Raw genomic sequence first — 20079 nt, 5'->3', positions numbered from 1 at the left:
TCAGCGGTCGGCGCGCGGCGCGGTCCGGCTCACTGGAAGTCGCTGTCGAGCAGGTCGAACAAGTCGTCGTCGGAGGCCGACCTGAGCCGGTCGATCACCACGTCGCCGCGACCGGGGGCGTGCTCTCCGGCATCCGGACCGGACGCGGCACCGGGACCGGCGGGGAGCGCGTCCAGCAGGCCGCGCAGCCGCCGTGCCGCGCGGACCCGGGCGTCGCCGTCGTCGGTCGCGGCGAGGCTGCGTTCCAGCCGGTCGATCACGCCGGACAGGGTCTCGGCACCGGCCGCTTCGTCCGGGACCTCAGCGGCCGGTTCCGCTGGACCGGCCGCCTCCAGCCCGTCGAGCAGGAGTTCGGCGAGGGCGAGCGGTGTGGGGTGGTCGAAGACGAGGGTCGCGGGCAGCCGCAGTCCGGTGCGTGTGTTCAGCCGGTTGCGGAGGTCGACAGCGGTGAGGGAGTCGAATCCGGCGTCCTTGAAGGTGCGGGCGGCGCCGATCGCGGCGGGGTCGCCGTGTCCGAGCACCGCCGCGACCTCGGTCCGCACCAGGTCGAGCAGGAGAGCCGTACGCTCGGGTGCGGAACGTCCCGCGAGCCGCGCGGCCAGCGTCCCGGCGGCGTCGGCCGGGGCGGGGGCAGGGCGCACGGCACCGTCCTCGTCCCCGGTGCCCGCCGCGGCCCCGGGCGTGCTGCGGGCGTCCGCCGGTACGCCGGCCAGGTCACGCAGGACCTCCGGGAGAGCGGTGGCACCGGCCGCGGCGCGCAGGTCGAGCCGCACGGGCAGCAGGGCCGGCTCGGGCCGGGTCAGCGCCCGGTCGAGCAGGTCCAGTGCGGCGCCGGCGTCGAGCGGGGCGAGACCCGAGCGCCTGACCCGCGCCGCGTCCGCTCCGTCCAGTCCGGTGGCGAGACCCACCCCGGACCACCAGCCCCAGCCGAGCGACAGCGCGGGGTGCCCGGCGGCGCACCGCCGGGCGGCCAGCGCGTCCATGAAGGCGTTGGCCGCCGCGTACCCGGCCTGCCCCGCGCTGCCCAGGGTGGCCGAGACCGAGGAGTACAGCACCAGGGGCACCCGTCCGATCTCCCGGGTCAGCTCGTCCAGGTGGACGGCGGCGTCGGCCTTGGGCCGGAGCACCGTGTCGATCCGCTCGGCCGTCTGGGCGGAGAGCACGCCGTCGTCGAGCACCCCGGCGGTGTGCACCACGCAGGTCAGCGGGTGTTCGTCGGGGAGTGCGTCGAGCAGGCGGCGCAGGGCGTCGCGGTCCGTGACGTCACAGGCCCGTACGGCGACCTCGGCACCCGACTCGGTCAACTCGGCGACCAGTCGATCGACGCCGGGTGCGTCGGGACCGCGCCTGCCCACCAGCAGGAGATGGCGCACCTTGTGCCGGTCGACCAGGTGCCGGGCGGTTTCCGCGGCCAGTGCTCCGGTGCCGCCGGTGATCAGCACGGTGCCTTCGGGGTCCAGGGTCGCGGACGGCTCGCCGGCACCCGTCCCGTCGGCCGCCGTGCCGCCGCCGTGGGGGACGGGGTCGGCCACCGGGACGAGGCGCGGGACGGTGACACGTCCGTCGCGCACGGCCGACTGGCCGGCATCCGTGGCCAGCAGACCGGGCAGGGCCCGCAGCGACGCCTGGGTGCCGTCGACGTCCACCAGGGTGAAGCGGCCGGGCTGTTCGGCCTGGGCGACCCGGACGAGCCCCCAGACAGCGGCACCCGCGGGATCGGCCGCGCCTCCCTCGGGTCCGGCCGCGCCCCGGGTCAGGACGACGAGCCGGGGGCCGTCAGCGGTGCGGGCTCCCGTGCGGGTGTCCACGCGGGGGCTTGTACGGGCGGCTGTGCGGGGGCGCGCGGCCGTACGGACGTCGACGTCGGGGGCCGTTTCGGTGTCGGCGAGGCGGGCCTGTACGGCTTCGAGGGTCCGGCGCACCGTCGCACGCACCTCGTCGAGGAGACTGAGCCGCCCCCCGTCCGACGCCGTACGGCCGGCTGCGGTGGTGGTCAGGTCGAGGATGATCACCTCCGCGTCGGTACCGGCCTGCGGAGGCAGGGGCTCTCCGAGGGGGAGCGCATGGGTACGCACGTCGAGGCCCACCGCACGCAGTCCGGCAGCCGTGGCTTCGGCCTCGGGTCCGACGACCGCCCAGCGGCCGCCCGCGGATACGGGCACCGGACCCGGGAACGGCAGCCAGTCCACGCGGTAGAGAGGGGCGACGGGCGCGGCGGGAAGCCGGTCCGCGGTGATACGACGCAGTGCCAGGGACCGGGCGGATAACACCGGGTTGCCCGCGTGGTCGGCCGCGGTGACCGACACCGCGCCGCCGTCGACGGCCGCCACCCGTACCCGGAGGGCGTGTCCGCCGGCGCCGTGTCCCTGTACGTCGGTCCAGGAGAACGGCAGCAGACCGTGCCCGCCGTCGCCCAGCGGGTCCAGCGACGCGATCGGGTGGAGCACCGCGTCGAGCAGGGCGGGGTGCACCCCGTAACGATCAGCGTCGACCGCGTGCGCGTCGGGCAGCCGTACGTCGGCGAAGACCTCGTCGCCTCGACGCCATGCCGCGCGCAGCCCTCGGAAGGCGCCTTCGTAGCGCACTCCGGCGGCTGCGAAGAGCGGGTACTGACCGGCGAGGTCGAGGGGCTCGGCGCCGACGGGGGGCCAGGCGCCGGTGAGCTCGGCGAAGTCGTCGGCGAGGCCGGCAGCCGGGGCGAGCAGCCCTGAGGCATGCCGGGTCCAGTCGTCGTCGCTCTCCTGCGCCGTGAGGTGCCGGGGAGAGGCGGGACTCGGGGAGGACGAGGAGGCGGCCACGGGCTCGGGCCGCGAGTGGAGGGTCAGCTCACGCGCGCCCCCGGGGGCGGTGGCGGCAGCGGTCACGACGATCCGGACCTGGAGCGGGCGGTCCGACGTCCAGGTCAGCGGCGTCTCCAGGACCAGTTCGGCGACGCGCGGCAGACCGATCCGGCTTCCCACCTGGAGCACCGTCTCCAGCAGCGCGGTCCCCGGCACCACGCCTCGGTCCCACACCAGGTGGTCGGCGAGCCAGGGCAGGTCGGCAGCGGATATGCGGCCGGTCCACACCTCGGTGTCGGTGCCGGGCAGTTCCACGGCGGCGGTGAGCAGGGGGTGCTCCACCTCGCGCAGACCCGCCGCCGACAGCCCGTCCGTCCTGGGCCGGGACGGGGCGGCCAGCCAGTAGCGGTCGTGTTGGAAGGGGTAGGTGGGGAGGTCGATGCGTCGGCCGGTGCTCCCGGTGTGGAGTGTCGTGGCGTCCAGGCCGGCGTCCCGGGTGAACACCGTCGCCAGCGCCGCCTCGAACACCTCCCGCTCCGCACGGCCCCGCCGCATCGCCGGCACCACCACCACATCATCACCGGCCCCCAGGCACTCACCCGCCATCCCCGTCAGCACCCCATGCGGACCCACCTCCACCAACGTCCCCACACCCAGACCACGCACCACCCCCACCCCATCCGCGAAACGCACCGCCTCCCGCGCATGACGCACCCAATACCCCGGATCCCCCAACTCCCCCGAACCCACCACCCCACCCGACACACTCGACACCACCACCACACCCGGCCGCACCCGACCGAACTCCAACGACTCCACAACCCCCCGGAACTCCCCCAACACCGGCTCCATCAACACCGAATGAAACCCATGCGACACATCCAACCGCCGGCACTCCACCCCATCCCCCATCAGCGAGGCAACCACCGACTCCAGCACACCCACATCACCCGACAACACCACCGACCGCGGCCCATTCACCGCCGCAACCGACACCCACTCCCCCAACCCCTCAACAACCCCCCGCACCACCGACTCCGACGCCCCCACCGACCACATCCCCCCACCCACCGGCAACCCACCCATCAACCCACCCCGCGCCACCACCAACCGCACCGCATCACCCAACGACAACACCCCCGCCACATACGCAGCAGCCACCTCCCCCACCGAATGACCCAACACCACCGACACCTCCACACCCCGAGCCTCCAACGCCCGGAACAACGCCACCTCCAACGCAAACAACGCAGGCTGAGCAAACTCCGTCCGACCCAACAACCCACCCACACCAACACCCGAACCGACACCCGCATCAGCCCCGGCACCCGCGTCCACGTCGACGTCGCCGAACATCACATCCCGCAACGACCAACCCCCCACCTCCCCCACCACCGACAACACCTCATCCAGCACCTCCGCAAACACCCCACCCCCCGCATACAACCCACGCCCCATACCAACCCACTGCGCACCCTGACCCGTGAACAACACCCCCACCCCACGACCCCGCACCGCACTCCCCCGCACCACAGCACCGGCCCCCGAAGACACGCCCCCGGACACACCCACAGGAGCCCCGGCAGCCACCACATCCAGACCCGCCAGCAACTCCTCACGCCCCCGGCCCACCACCACCGCACGCTCACCGAACGACGCACGCGACACCACCAACGACCCCGCCACATCCCGCGGATCCGCACCCACCCGCTCCACACACTCACGCAACCGCACCGCCTGCGCCCGCAACGCCCCCTCCGACCGCGCAGAAAGCACCCACGACAACGGACCCGTCACCGCGTCGGGCCGCTCGGGTTCAGGGCCGTCCCCGTGCTCGCTCCCGGCCTCCGCCGGCGCTTCCTCCAGGACCACATGGGCGTTGGTCCCGCTCACCCCGAACGCCGACACCGCGGCCCGCCGCACCCGCTCCACCCGCCGCGGCCACGACCGGGTCTCGGTCAGCAGCTCCACCGCACCCGAAGCCCACTCCACCTTCGACGACGGCGCATCCACATGCAGCGTCCGCGGCAACGACCCATGCCGCATCGCCTGCACCACCTTGATCACGCCACCCACACCCGCAGCCGCCTGCGCATGCCCGATGTTCGACTTCAACGACCCCAACCACAACGGACCTTGGCCCTGGCGCTCACTGCCATAGGTGGCCAGCAACGCACCCGCCTCGATGGGGTCGCCCAGGGGTGTGCCGGTGCCGTGCGCCTCGACCGCGTCGACGTCGGCGGGCGTCAGCCCCGCGTCGGCCAGCGCCTCACGGATCACCCGCTGCTGCGCAGGACCACTCGGCGCCGTCAGCCCGTTGCTCGCACCGTCCTGATTGACCGCACTGCCCCGCACCACCGCCAGCACCCGATGGCCATTGCGGCGGGCGTCGGAGAGCCGCTCCACCAGCAGCACGCCCACACCCTCGGCCCACGCCGTCCCGTCCGCACCCTCCGCGAACGCCTTGCACCGCCCGTCCGCCGCCAGCCCCCGCTGCCGCGAGAACTCCACGAACACCGTCGGCGTCGCCATCACCGTCACCCCACCGGCCAACGCCAGATCACACTCACCCCGCCGCAACGACTGCACCGCCAGATGCAACGCCACCAACGACGACGAACACGCCGTGTCCACCGTCAGCGCCGGCCCCTCCAACCCCAACGCATAGGCAACCCGACCGGACGCGATGCTGCCGGCGCTGCCGTTCACGAGGTAGCCCTCGTACTCCGGCGGAGCCGAGTCGAACCGCGACCCGTAGTCGTCGTACATGACGCCGGTGAAGACGCCGGTACGGGTGCCGCGCAGCGACGCGGGGACGATCCCCGCCCGCTCCAGCGCCTCCCACGACGTCTCCAGCAGCAACCGCTGCTGCGGATCCATCGCCGCCGCCTCACGGGGCGAGATCCCGAAGAACTCCGCGTCGAACTCGGCCGCCGAGTGCAGGAACCCGCCCTCCCGCACGTAACTACGCCCCACCGCCTCCGGATCGGGGTCGTACAGCCCCTCGACGTCCCAGCCACGGTCGACGGGGAACGCGGAGACCGCGTCCGTACCGGCTGCCACCAGGTCCCACAGGTCGTCCGGCGACGCCACACCGCCCGGGTAACGGCACGCCATGCCCACGATCGCGATCGGCTCGCGGCTCGCCGACTCGACCTCGGCCAGGCGGGACTTGGTCCGGTGCAGTTCGGCGGTGGCACGCTTCAGGTAGCTGCGGATCTTGTCGTTCTCGGCGGTCATTGCTGCCACCAACTCCTCGGCATGCGGTCGGTCCACGGTGTGGTCACAGCTGCTCGTCCAGGAAGGCGAAGATCTCGTCGTCGGTCGCCTCGTCGAGCCGGTCCGTCACGGTCGGTTCCGCGCCATCGGCACCGGAGGGGACGCCGGGTGCGGCGGTGCCGCTCCGCCCAGGTGGGTCGAGCGCGGCCAGCAGTCCGACGAGCTGCTCTCGTACCTCGGCCCGGCGGGCGTCGCCCGTGCCCAGCAGGGCGACCGCCCGCGCGAGGTCGCCGATCCCTTCCAGCGCTGCGTCCGCGGGCGAGGCTCCGGCCGGGCGGGGGAGCTGCCCGTCGATGTGCTGCGCCATGTCCTTCGGCGTGGGGTGGTCGAAGGACAGCGTGGTCGGCAACCGCAGGCCGACCAGACGGCTGAGCCGGTTGCGCAGCTCCACCGCCGCCAGGGAGTCGACGCCGATCTCCCGGAAGGGTCGTTCGGGCTCGATCTCCGCGGCCGACGCGTAGCCGAGGACCTCGGCGACCTGTTCGGTGACCAGCTCAAGGACGGCCGCGGAACGCTCCGCCGCTTCGAGTGCCACCATCCCTGCGAGGCGTCCCGCACCGGGGTCCGCCTCCTTGCCGTGCCGGTCGGCCGCCGCGGGGGCGCCGGCTCCACCGCTGCGGCGCAGGGCGGCGGGCAGCAGGGCGCGCAGCAAGGGGGACATCGTGGCCGCGCCGCGCTCCTTCGCCGTGCGGCGCAGGGCCGCGCCGTCGAGGAGGAGGGGGACGAGGACGGCGGGTCCGTCCCGGTGTCCGGTCAGGGCCAGGTCGAGCAGTTCGAGCCCCTGCTCCGGAGGCATCGCGGCGATGCCGTCCCGGCGCAGCACGCGCAGGGCCATCTCGTCGAGGCCTCCTGCCATGCCCGTCTGCTCGTCCCACAGGCCCCACGCCAGGGACACTGCGGGCAGTCCGGCCGCGCGGCGGGCTCCCGCGAGCGCGTCGAGGACCGCGTTGGCGGCGGCGTAGGAGGCCTGCCCGGGGCGGCCCAGGAGTCCGGCGGCGGCGGAGAACAGGACGAACGCGCGCAGCGGCCGGTCGAGGGTCGCCTCGTGGAGGTTCCGCACGGCGTCGGCCTTGGGCCGCAGCACGGTGTCGAGGCGTTGCCGGGTCAGGCCGGTCAGGGCGCCGTCGTCCAGCACGCCGGCGGTGTGCACCACACCGGTCAGCGGGTGGTCCGACGGCACCGCGGCGACGGCCTTCCGTACGGCCTCGATGTCGGTGAGGTCGCATGCCAGGAAGGTGGCGGTGACTCCGAGACCGGCGAGTTCCCGTTCCAGGGGACCGGCCTCGGGGGCGTCCGGTCCACGCCTGCTGACCAGAAGCATGTGGCGTACGCCGTACCGGCGCGCGAGGTGCGAGGCGACACGCCGTCCCAGGGCGCCGGTGCCGCCGGTGATCAGTACGGTGCCCGCCGGGTCGAACACGGCATCCGCAGCCGGGTCGTCGGGAGCGGGCGCGGTGACCTGTGTCTGTGTTGTCGCCGAGGCGACCGCCGTCGCTGGAGTGGTCTCCGCCGGCCGGGTGGCCATCGGGACCAGGGCCGGCGCCAGCACGTCGCCCGTCCGCAGGGCGAGTTGTCGCTCGGCCGATCCCAGAGCCCGGGGCAGAGCCGCACGGGACTCGGGGGAATCGTCCACGTCGATGAGGGTGAAGCGGTCCGGATACTCCGACTGCGCGGAGCGGAGCAGCCCCCACAGGGCCGCACCTGTCAGGTCCGGCACATCGCCGGGACCGGCCGCCACCGCGCCACGGGTGAGGACGACGAGCCGGGAGTCCGCCAACCGTTCGTCCTCGACCCACTCCCGGACCAGGGTCAGGCCGCGCCCGAGGGCGACACGTAGGGGATCGTCGTCCCAGCCGTCACCCGCACGGGCCCGAGCCTCGGCGTCCGCCAGCACCGGCCCCTCGTCCAGCCGGGTGTCCACCGGCGACACGACCACCAGCCGGGGCACGGGTGTTCCCGCCGCGGCCACAGCCGTACGCAGGGCGGTGAGGTCCGCATGGGCGGCGGGCTGCGCGACCGTCTCGGCCGCGGCCTGCCCGAGCACCGTCCAGCCCTGGGCGCCGGAGGCCTCGGTCCCCTGGCCGACCGGCTGCCAGTCGACGCGGTACAGCGGTTGCGGCGCGTCGGCCCTCCCCAGGGTCACCGGGCGGAGCAGCAGTGCGTCGAGGGTGAGGACCGGGGTGCCCGCCGGGTCGGCGGCCTGTACGGAGAAGGCCGACTCGGTGCCGCCGGCCGCAGGGGCCAGTCTGACGCGGAGCGTCTCGGCTCCGGTGGTGTGGAGCGCGATGCCCTGCCAGGAGAACGGCGCCCAGGTGGTGCCGCCCGTGTCGGGCAGCAGCCCGCCGGCGCGCCACGGGTGGAGGGCCGCATCGAAGAGTGCGGGGTGGACGCCGAAACCGTCACCGGTCGTGCCCGCGCCCCCCGCGGGCCGCCGCACCTCGGCGAAGAGTTCGTCGCCGAGACGCCACACGCCGGACAGTGCGGTGAAGGCCGGGCCGTAGCCGTAGCCGTCCGCGGCGAACGCGTCGTACAGCTCCTCGACGTCGATCGGCTCGGCACCGGGCGGCGGCCAGGCCCCGGCGGCCCAGCCCATGTCCGGAACGGCCGTCTCGGTGGAGGTGAGCACGCCTTCCGCGTGCCGGGTCCACTCCTGTTCCTCACCGTCCCGCCCAGGGCCCTCCGGGCGTGCGGCGACTGCCACGGCACGCCGTCCCTGCTCGTCGGCCGCCTCGACCAGCACCTGGACGTGCAGGCCGCCTCGCTCGGGGAGGAGCAGGGGCTCATGGAGCGTCAGTTCCTCGACCCCTCCGGCGCCGACCTCCTCGACCGCCCGCAGCAGCAGGTCGGCGATCGCCGTTCCGGGGAGCAGCACCGTGCCGGAGATGGCGTGGTCGGCCAGCCACGGGTGGGCAGCGAGCCCCACCCTGCCGGTGAGGAGCAGCGCGCCGGAGCCGGCTATCGGCGTGGCGCCGCTGAGGAAGGGGTGGTCCTTCCACTCCAGGCCGAAGCGCGCGGCTGCCGAGGTGCCGGTCGCACCGGTCACTGAGCCGGTTGCCCAGTAGCGGTTGTGTTGGAAGGGGTAGGTGGGGAGGTCGATGCGTCGGCCGGTGCTCCCGGTGTGGAGTGTCGTGGCGTCGAGGCCGGCGTCCCGGGTGAACACCGTCGCCAGCGCCGCCTCGAACACCTCCCGCTCCGGACGGCCCCGCCGCATCGCCGGCACCACCACCACATCATCACCGGCCTCCAGGCACTGACCCGCCATCCCCGTCAGCACCCCATGCGGACCCACCTCCACCAACGTCCCCACACCCAGACCACGCACCACCCCCACCCCATCCGCGAAACGCACCGCCTCCCGCGCATGACGCACCCAATACCCCGGATCCCCCAACTCCCCCGAACCCACCACCCCACCCGACACACCCGACACCACCACCACACCCGGCCGCACCCGACCGAACTCCAACGACTCCACAACCCCCCGGAACTCCCCCAACACCGGCTCCATCAACACCGAATGAAACCCATGCGACACATCCAACCGCCGGCACTCCACCCCATCCCCCATCAGCGTGACAACCACCGACTCCAGCACACCCACATCACCCGACAACACCACCGACCGCGGCCCATTCACCGCCGCAACCGACACCCACTCCCCCAACCCCTCAACAACCCCCCGCACCACCGACTCCGACGCCCCCACCGACCACATCCCCCCACCCACCGGCAACCCACCCATCAACCCACCCCGCGCCACCACCAACCGCACCGCATCACCCAACGACAACACCCCCGCCACATACGCAGCAGCCACCTCCCCCACCGAATGACCCAACACCACCGACACCTCCACACCCCGAGCCTCCAACGCCCGGAACAACGCCACCTCCAACGCAAACAACGCAGGCTGAGCAAACTCCGTCCGACCCAACAACCCACCCAAAACCGAGTCAGCATCCGCGAACATCACATCCCGCAACGACCGACCATCCACCTCCCCCACCACCGACAACACCTCATCCAGCACCTCCGCAAACACCCCACCCCCCGCATACAACCCACGCCCCATACCAACCCACTGCGCACCCTGACCCGTGAACAACACCCCCACCCCACGACCCCGCACCGCACTCCCCCGCACCACAGCACCGGCCCCCGAAGACACACCCACAGGAGCCCCGGCAGCCACCACATCCAGACCCGCCAGCAACTCCTCACGCCCCCGGCCCACCACCACCGCACGCTCACCGAACGACGCACGCGACACCACCAACGACCCCGCCACATCCCGCGGATCCGCACCCACCCGCTCCACACACTCACGCAACCGCACCGCCTGCGCCCGCAACGCCCCCTCCGACCGCGCAGAAAGCACCCACGACAACGGACCCGTCACCGCGTCGGGCCGCTCAGGTTCAGGGCCGTCCCCGTGCTCGCTCCCGGCCTCCGCCGGCGCTTCCTCCAGGACCACATGGGCGTTGGTCCCGCTCACCCCGAACGCCGACACCGCGGCCCGCCGCACCCGCTCCACCCGCCGCGGCCACGACCGGGTCTCGGTCAGCAGCTCCACCGCACCCGAAGCCCACTCCACCTTCGACGACGGCGCATCCACATGCAGCGTCCGCGGCAACGACCCATGCCGCATCCCCTGCACCACCTTGATCACACCACCCACACCCGCAGCCGCCTGCGCATGCCCGATGTTCGACTTCAACGACCCGAGCCACAACGGATCGCCGACCCGCTCCCGCCCGTACGTGGCCAGCAGCGCACCCGCCTCGATCGGATCACCCAGCGCCGTCCCCGTACCGTGCGCCTCCACCACATCCACGTCGGCGGGCACCAGCCCCGCATCAGCCAGCGCCTCACGGATCACCCGCTGCTGCGCCGGACCACTCGGCGCCGTCAGCCCATTGCTCGCACCGTCCTGATTGACCGCACTGCCCCGCACCACCGCCAGCACCCGATGACCGTTGCGGCGCGCGTCGGAAAGCCGCTCCACCAGCAGCACACCCACACCCTCCGCCCACGCCGTCCCGTCCGCACCCTCCGCGAACGCCTTGCACCGCCCGTCCGCCGCCAGCCCCCGCTGCCGCGAGAACTCCACGAACACCGTCGGCGTCGCCATCACCGTCACCCCACCGGCCAACGCCAGATCACACTCACCCCGCCGCAACGACTGCACCGCCAGATGCAACGCCACCAACGACGACGAACACGCCGTGTCCACCGTCAGCGCCGGCCCCTCCAACCCCAACGCATAGGCAACCCGACCGGAGATCACACTGCCGAGGGTCCCCGTGAGCACATGCCCGCCGTAGGTGTCGGCGGCGTCCCCCAGCTGGGTCGCGTAGTCCTGCTGGGAGATGCCGCTGAAGACACCGGTCCGGGTGCCGCGCAGCGAGTCCGGAACGATGCCGGCCCGCTCCAGCGCCTCCCACGACGTCTCCAGCAGCAACCGCTGCTGCGGGTCCATGGCCGTGGCCTCGCGCGGCGATATCCCGAAGAACTCCGCGTCGAACTCGGCCGCGGAACGCAGGAACCCGCCTTCCCGTACATAGCTCTTGCCCGGCACCCCCGGCTCCGGGTCGTACAGCCCCTCGACGTCCCAGCCACGGTCGGCCGGGAACGGGGAGAGCGTGTGCCCGTCACCGGCCACCAGGTCCCACAGGTCGTCCGGCGACGCCACACCGCCCGGGTAACGGCACGCCATGCCCACGATCGCGATCGGCTCACGCTCGTCGGCCATGACCGGCGTGGGGGCGGCCGCTGCCGGCTCCGCCTCGCTGTCGGGACCGAACAGTTCGTCGTGCAGGTGGGAGGCGAGCGAGAGGGGGGTCGGGTGGTCGAAGAGCAGCGTGTTCGGCAGGTTCAGGCCGGTGGCAGCGGTCAGGCGGTTACGCAGTTCGAGAACGGTGAGGGAGTCGAACCCGGCGGACCGGAAGGCCAGCTCCGGGTCGACCGCGTCGGCCGAGGCGTGGCGCAGGATCCCGGCGGCCTCCGAGCGCACAAGCGTGAGCAGAGCACGACGGCGTTCCGCCGGCGAGGGGCCGACGGAGAGCCACGGCCGGCCCTCGCCCCCGTCCTGCCCGCTCCCGCCCGGTGCGCCGTCGCCCGGCCGCGTCCCTGGGGTGAGAGCGGCACGGTCGTCCGCGGCATGGCCGGCACGCGCCGAACGGGCGGCGGAGACGCCGTCGAAGAGCGACCAGGTACGGCGGGTGACCGAACGCCCGACGAAGGTCTCCCAGTCCACGTCGGCGACGAGCAGGGAGCTCTCGCCGGCCGCGTGCGTCCCTGCGGCAGAGGTCCCGCCGGCGCCCACCACGTCGTCGAGGACGTCGAGCGCGCGCTCGGGGTCCAGGGCCGTGACGCCGTCCCGTTCGAAGGACTTCGCCGCCGTTCCGGAGGCCATTCCGGCACCGGCCCACGGCCCCCAGGCGATCGAGGCGGCACGGGCTCCCCTGGCCCGGCGCCGCTGCGCCAGGGCGTCGAGCGCGGCGTTGGCGGCCGCGTAGGCGGCCTGCCCTCCGTTGCCCCACACGCCGACGATGGAGGAGAAGAGCACGAAGGCGTCGAGCGGAAGGTCCGCGGTCAGCTCGTCCAGGTGACGGGCGGCGGTGACCTTGGCCCGCAGTACGGCGTCCACCCGGTCGGAGGTGAGCGAGTCGAGCACACCGTCGTCGAGCACACCTGCCGCGTGCAGTACGGCGACGAGGGGCCGCTCCTCGGGGAGGCCCGCGAGGAGCGCGGCCAGTGCGTCCCGGTCGGCGACGTCGCAGGCCTCGACGGCCACTTCGGAACCGAGCGCCGTCAGCTCCTCGACGAGTTCGCCCACTCCGGGGCCGGCCGCGCCGCGCCGGCCCACCAGGAGCAGACGCGCGGCGCCCGACCGGGCGAGCCTGCGGGCGACCTGCGCACCCAGGGCACCGGTGCCCCCGGTGATCAGTACGGTGCCGGAGGACCACCGGTCGTCCGGCACGACCACGTCCGAGGTGTCGTTCCGTGCGTCCTCGCCGACGGCGGTGGCGGGGGCCGTGGTGACGGTGCGAGCGGAGGCCGGGACGGGGACGGGCGCGGGAACCACACGGCGGACATGGACGCCGGAGGGCCGTACCGCGAACTGGTTCTCTCCCCCGGCGAGCAGCGCCCCGACGAACGTACGGAGCACCGCGGGCGACGCACTCCCGGGCAGGTCCGCCAAGCCGCCCCAGCGCCGCCCCAGTTCGAGCGCGGCGACCTGTCCGAGTCCCCACAGCTGAGCGCCCCCGACGGAAGGGGTCTCGTCCGGCCGCACGGCCGCCGCCTCACGGGTGGTGATCCAGAGCGGGGCTTCGGGTACCGCCTCGCCCAGCGCCTGGACGAGGGCGACGGCGTCGGCCGCGTCCGGCTCGGCCGGGGCGAGCCACAGAACTCGGGTGCTGCGGGCGGCACCGTCACCGGCGGCCCGCAACAGGTCCCCGGCTGCCTCCCGGCCTGTACCGACCGGCACGGCGACGGTGTGGACCTCGGCCCCGCGCACGGCGAGTTCACGTGCGATCGCGGGGGCGAGTCCGGAGTCGGCCGTGTCCTCGTCCGGGGCCAGAAGCAGCACATGACCGGCAGGCCCGGGGTTGCCGCGGTCGACGACGGCCGGCTGCCAAGCGACGCGGTAGCGGATCCCGGCCGTCGTCGACCGTCCCCGCTCAGTGGCCCGAGCGTCCGCCGGCGAACCGGCGGGCTCGACGCCGGTCACGGCGGTGCGAACGGGGTCCAGCCAGTAGCGGTCGCGTTGGAAGGGGTAGGTGGGGAGGTCGATGCGCCGGCCGGTGCTCCCGGTGTGGAGTGCCGTGGCGTCCAGGCCGGCGTCCCGGGTGAACACCGTCGCCAGCGCCGCCTCGAACACCTCCCGCTCCGCACGGCCCCGCCGCATCGCCGGCACCACCACCACATCATCACCGGCCCCCAGGCACTCACCCGCCATCCCCGTCAGCACCCCATGCGGACCCACCTCCACCAACGTCCCCACACCCAGACCACGCACCACCCCCACCCCATCCGCGAAACGCACCGCCTCCCGCGCATGACGCACCCAATACCCCGGATCCCCCAACTCCCCCGAACCCACCACCCCACCCGACACACCCGACACCACCACCACACCCGGCCGCACCCGACCGAACTCCAACGACTCCACAACCCCCCGGAACTCCCCCAACACCGGCTCCATCAACACCGAATGAAACCCATGCGACACATCCAACCGCCGGCACTCCACCCCATCCCCCATCAGCGAGGCAACCACCGACTCCAGCACACCCACATCACCCGACAACACCACCGACCGCGGCCCATTCACCGCCGCAACCGACACCCACTCCCCCAACCCCTCAACAACCCCCCGCACCACCGACTCCGACGCCCCCACCGACCACATCCCCCCACCCACCGGCAACCCACCCATCAACCCACCCCGCGCCACCACCAACCGCACCGCATCACCCAACGACAACACCCCCGCCACATACGCAGCAGCCACCTCCCCCACCGAATGACCCAACACCACCGACACCTCCACACCCCGAGCCTCCAACGCCCGGAACAACGCCACCTCCAACGCAAACAGCGCAGGCTGAGCAAACTCCGTCCGACCCAACAACCCACCCACAGAACCGGAACCAGAACCGACCCCAGCACCCGCACCGGCACCCGCATCAGCCCCGGCACCCGCGTCCACGTCGACGTCGCCGAACATCACATCCCGCAACGACCGACCATCCACCTCCCCCACCATCGACAACACCTCATCCAGCACCTCCGCAAACACCCCACCCCCCGCATACAACCCACGCCCCATACCAACCCACTGCGCACCCTGACCCGTGAACAACACCCCCACCCCACCCGGCACAGCCCGCCCGGACCGCACACCCCCAGACACCCTCCCGGCAGCAAACCCACCAAGAGCAGCGACGAGCTCCCCACGCCCACCACACGGCACCACCGCACGGTGCTCGAAAAGAGTCCGCGTCGAAGCCAGCGAATAAGCCACATCCCGCGGATCCGCACCCACCCGCTCCACGTACTCACCCAACCGCACCGCCTGCGCCCGCAACGCCCCCTCCGACCGCGCGGACAACAACAGCGGCGACGGAGCAGCCGCGTCCGCGGTACCGCGGTCAGGAGCAGCGACGCCGTCGATGTCCTCGACCCACTCCGGCGCCTCCTCGATGATCAGATGCGCGTTCGTCCCACTGATCCCGAACGACGACACAGCCGCCCGGCGCGGGCGGTCCGACCGCCGGGGCCACCGGCGCGCCTCTGCCAGCAGGGCGACGGTGCCCGACGACCAGTCGACGTGCGTGCTGGGCCGGTCCGCGTGAAGTGTCCGCGGCAGCGTGCCGTGCTCCAGGGCAAGCAGCATCTTGACCACACCCGCGGCCCCCGCGGCGGCCTGGGTGTGACCGACGTTGGACTTCAGCGACCCGAGCCACAAGGGGTCGCCCACCCGCTCACGCCCGTACGTGGCCAGCAGCGCGCTCGCCTCGATCGGATCGCCCAGCGCCGTCCCCGTACCGTGCGCCTCCACCGCGTCCACGTCACCCGGCGCGAGGCCGGCGTCGGCCAGGGCAGCTCGGATGACGCCCTCCTGCGCGGAGCGGTTGGGAGCGGTCAGGCCGTTGCTGGCACCGTCCTGGTTGACCGCACTGCCCCGCACCACGCCCAGCACCCGGTGTCCCGCACGCCGGGCGTCGGAGAGCCGCTCCAGTGCCAGTACGGCGACACCCTCGGACCAGGCCGTACCGTCGGCATCGGCGGAGAACGGCATGCAGCGGCCGTCGGGGGCGAGCCCGCGCTGCCGCGAGAACTCCACGAACATGCCGGGCCCCGACATCACCGTGGCGCCGCCCGCCAGAGCCAGCCCGCACTCGCCCCGGCGCAGCGCCTGCACGGCCAGGTGCAGCGCCACCAGGGACGAGGAGCACGCGGTGTCGACGGTGAGCGCCGGTCCGCCGGTGCCGAGGGTGTAGGCGATCCGGCCGGAGGCCACGCTCGCGGTGGTGCCGGTGAGCAGGTACCCCTCGTATCCGTCCGCTCCCTCGTGAAGCCTCGGCCCGTACTCCGGTGCGGTGGCGCCGACGAACACTCCGGCGTCGCCGCCGCGCAGTGACTCGGGGAGCACTCCGGCGTCCTCGAGGGCCTCCCACGACGCTTCCAGCAGCAAGCGCTGCTGCGGGTCCATGGCCGTGGCCTCGCGCGGCGATATCCCGAAGAACTCCGCGTCGAACTCGGCCGCCGAGTGCAGGAACCCGCCCTCCCGCACATAGGTCTTGCCGGGCGTCCCGGGCTCGGGGTCGTACAGCCCGTCGAGGTCCCAGCCGCGGTCGGTGGGGAAGGACGAGATGGCGTCGGCGCCGGACTCCAGCAGCTCCCAGAGAGCGGCGCGCGAGTCGACGCCGCCGGGGAGCCGGCAGCCGACACCCACGATGGCGATCGGGTCGTCGTCGTCCCGGCTGCCGCCCCGGGCGTCCGACACCCCTACCGCGGCCGACGAGAGCACTCCGGGCCCACCGGCAACCGAGTCCTTCGGCCCGCCCGCGGCTTCCACGATGTGCTCGGCGACGGCACGCGGGGTGGGCAGGTCGTAGACCAGCGTGGCGGCGAGGGGGAGCCCCGAGGCGCCCTTCAGCAGGTCGCACAGCTCGACCGCGGTCACCGAGTCCATGCCCTGGGAGGTGAAGGTGCGGTCGAGCGCGACCTCGCCGGGATCGTCGTGGCCCAGGACGGCCGCGGTGCTCTCGCGGACCAGGCGGACGGCATCCTCGGGGGACATCGGCTCCGGTGACGCCGAGTCCGCCTCGTCGTCCGTGTCCCTGTGGGACGTCCCCTCGGTGCTCTCCGGGTCCGGGGAGACGCTGTGCCCCACGGCATCGGTGGCGGTCACACCCGCCCCGGCGTCGGCCGTGACCGGCCGGCTCAGCGCGGGCGACCAGTGGGTACGGCGTTGGAAGGGGTAGGTGGGGAGGTCGATGCGCCGGCCGGTGCTCCCGGTGTGGAGTGCCGTGGCGTCCAGGCCGGCGTCCCGGGTGAACACCGTCGCCAGCGCCGCCTCGAACACCTCCCGCTCCGCACGGCCCCGCCGCATCGCCGGCACCACCACCACATCATCACCGGCCCCCAGGCACTCACCCGCCATCCCCGTCAGCACCCCATGCGGACCCACCTCCACCAACGTCCCCACACCCAGACCACGCACCACCCCCACCCCATCCGCGAAACGCACCGCCTCCCGCGCATGACGCACCCAATACCCCGGATCCCCCAACTCCCCCGAACCCACCACCCCACCCGACACACCCGACACCACCACCACACCCGGCCGCACCCGACCGAACTCCAACGACTCCACAACCCCCCGGAACTCCCCCAACACCGGCTCCATCAACACCGAATGAAACCCATGCGACACATCCAACCGCCGGCACTCCACCCCATCCCCCATCAGCGAGGCAACCACCGACTCCAGCACACCCACATCACCCGACAACACCACCGACCGCGGCCCATTCACCGCCGCAACCGACACCCACTCCCCCAACCCCTCAACAACCCCCCGCACCACCGACTCCGACGCCCCCACCGACCACATCCCCCCACCCACCGGCAACCCACCCATCAACCCACCCCGCGCCACCACCAACCGCACCGCATCACCCAACGACAACACCCCCGCCACATACGCAGCAGCCACCTCCCCCACCGAATGACCCAACACCACCGACACCTCCACACCCCGAGCCTCCAACGCCCGGAACAACGCCACCTCCAACGCAAACAACGCAGGCTGAGCAAACTCCGTCCGACCCAACAACCCACCCACAGAACCGGAACCAGAACCGACCCCAGCACCCGCACCGGCACCCGCATCAGCCCCGGCACCCGCGTCCACGTCGACGTCGCCGAACATCACATCCCGCAACGACCGACCATCCACCTCCCCCACCATCGACAACACCTCATCCAGCACCTCCGCAAACACCCCACCCCCCGCATACAACCCACGCCCCATACCAACCCACTGCGCACCCTGACCCGTGAACAACACCCCCACCCCACCCGGCACAGCCCGCCCGGACCGCACACCCCCAGACACCCTCCCGGCAGCAAACCCACCAAGAGCAGCGACGAGCTCCCCACGCCCACCACACGGCACCACCGCACGGTGCTCGAAAAGAGTCCGCGTCGAAGCCAGCGAATAAGCCACATCCCGCGGATCCGCGCCCACCCGCTCCACGTACTCACCCAACCGCACCGCCTGCGCCCGCAACGCCCCCTCCGACCGCGCGGACAACAACAGCGGCGGGACGTCCGGAAGCGAGGCGGCGACGGAGACGGCCGGGGTGGGCCGGGAGGGCAGGTGTTCCAGGACCACATGGCAGTTGGTGCCACCGATGCCGAACGAACTGACACCCGCCAGCAGGGGTGCGCCGCCCGGGGCGAGCGGCAGCTCGGCGGCAGCGGTCTGCACCTTCAGCCGGAGCTGGTCCAGCGGGATGGCCGGAGAGGGGGTGGCGAAGTTCAGCGAGCCGGGAAGGGTGCGTTCCCGCAGGCACAGTGCGGCCTTGACCAGGCCCGCGATGCCGGCGGCGCCCTCCAGGTGGCCGATGTTGGTCTTCACCGACCCCACCAGCAGGGGGTCGTCGGCCGGCCGACCGGAGCCGTGCACCGCGCCGAGGGCGTGTGCCTCGACCGGGTCGCCCACCGGGGTTCCCGTGCCGTGCAGTTCGACGAAACGCACCTCGGCGGGGTCGACCCGGGCCTGGGCGCAGGCGGCCCGGAGCACCGCCTCCTGTCCCTCGCGGTCGGGAGCGGTCAGCCCGGGGCCGCCGCCGTCGTTGCCGACGGCGACGCCACGCACCACGCAGTACACGGGGTCCCCGTCGGCCAGGGCGTCGGCGAGGGGCTTCAGGACGACGGCGGCGCCGCCCTCACCGCGGACATAGCCGTTGGCACGGGCGTCGAAGGTGTGGCAGCGGCCGTCGGGTGACAGCGCGCCGAGGCGTTCCATGGCGGCCGTTCCCTCGTCGGCGAGGACCAGGTTGACGCCCCCGGCGACGGCGACGCGGGAGGTGCCGGCCCGCAGGCTCTCGACGGCGAGGGCCACGGCGACCAGGGAGGACGACTGGGCGGTGTCGACCGCGAGGCTGGGGCCGCGCGTCCCCAGGACGTAGGAGAGCCGGTTGGCGAGCATGGCGCGCTGGAGGCCGGTGGCGGTGTGGGGGCCGACCGGCGCGCCGGCGCGGTGGAGCAGGGTGGCGTAGTCGTCGTGCATGGCCCCGACGAAGACGCCGACCGCCTCGCCGCGCAGGGAGCCGGGGACGATGCCGGCGTCCTCCAGAGCCTCCCAGCCGAGTTCGAGCATCAGGCGCTGCTGGGGGTCGGTCTCGGCGGCCTCGCGGGGTGACATGCCGAAGAAGGCGGCGTCGAAGTCGCCGGGCGCCTCGATCATGCCGCGCCGGCGGCCGTCGGCGTCCCGGCCGATCGCGTCCCTTCCGTCGGTCAGCAGTTTCCAGAATTCGGCAATTCCCGGGGCGCCGGGAAACCGGCACGCCATTCCGACCACGGCAACGGCGTCGGACCGGTCGTCACTGCGGGAAATCGCGAGTTCTCCAGACACCTGCATCCCTCATATGTTCGCCGTACCACGCCGTGGCTTTTCTGCCTTTTCTTGATCTTCCCGAGCGTACAGCGGGCGAACTGCCGGGCGACAGGAACGGCCGGTGAACGACAATCAATTGTGTCAAGTTCGGAGATTGTCCACCGATTCTCGTCACCGGAGACGGCGCGGGATCATGCGGGACCACACGGCATCGCACCAGGTCCGCAGGGTCGGCGCTCCGACGTCCCGGCCGGTCGCGCACTCCGGTGACCTGCACGCGGAGTCCTGGGCGAGCGGAGAAGATTTCAGTACCTCGCGGCGCGGGACAACCACTTCGCGACGAATATGTCAGGTCTCCCCGAGCGGTCCGTGCCGCCCCGC

The 20079-nt window shown here is 72.9% G+C and carries 2 protein-coding genes; both read right to left on the bottom strand.

Features of this window, described 5'->3' with window-relative positions:
- Positions 1 to 29: 29 nt before the first annotated feature.
- Positions 30 to 6029, bottom strand: a complete 6000-nt coding sequence (locus SAM23877_RS37920; RefSeq protein ID WP_159041996.1) for a type I polyketide synthase — start codon at positions 6027 to 6029, stop codon at positions 30 to 32.
- A gap of 34 nt (positions 6030 to 6063) precedes the next feature.
- Complete coding sequence (locus SAM23877_RS39245) at positions 6064 to 19722, bottom strand: type I polyketide synthase (protein ID WP_053138504.1); 13659 nt, start codon at positions 19720 to 19722, stop codon at positions 6064 to 6066.
- Between the last annotated feature and the right edge of the window lie 357 nt (positions 19723 to 20079).

It is taken from the genome of Streptomyces ambofaciens ATCC 23877 (assembly GCF_001267885.1).
GTDB lineage: Bacteria > Actinomycetota > Actinomycetes > Streptomycetales > Streptomycetaceae > Streptomyces > Streptomyces ambofaciens.
The sequence above is the reverse complement of the archived record's forward strand: the minus strand, read 5'-3'. Positions and strand labels throughout refer to the sequence as shown.

What these genes read in the sequence shown, in the direction of transcription:
- SAM23877_RS39245 (WP_053138504.1), bottom strand. Translation starts at nt 19,722, where the DNA reads ATGCAGGTGTCTGGAGAACTCGCGATTTCCCGCAGTGACGACCGGTCC.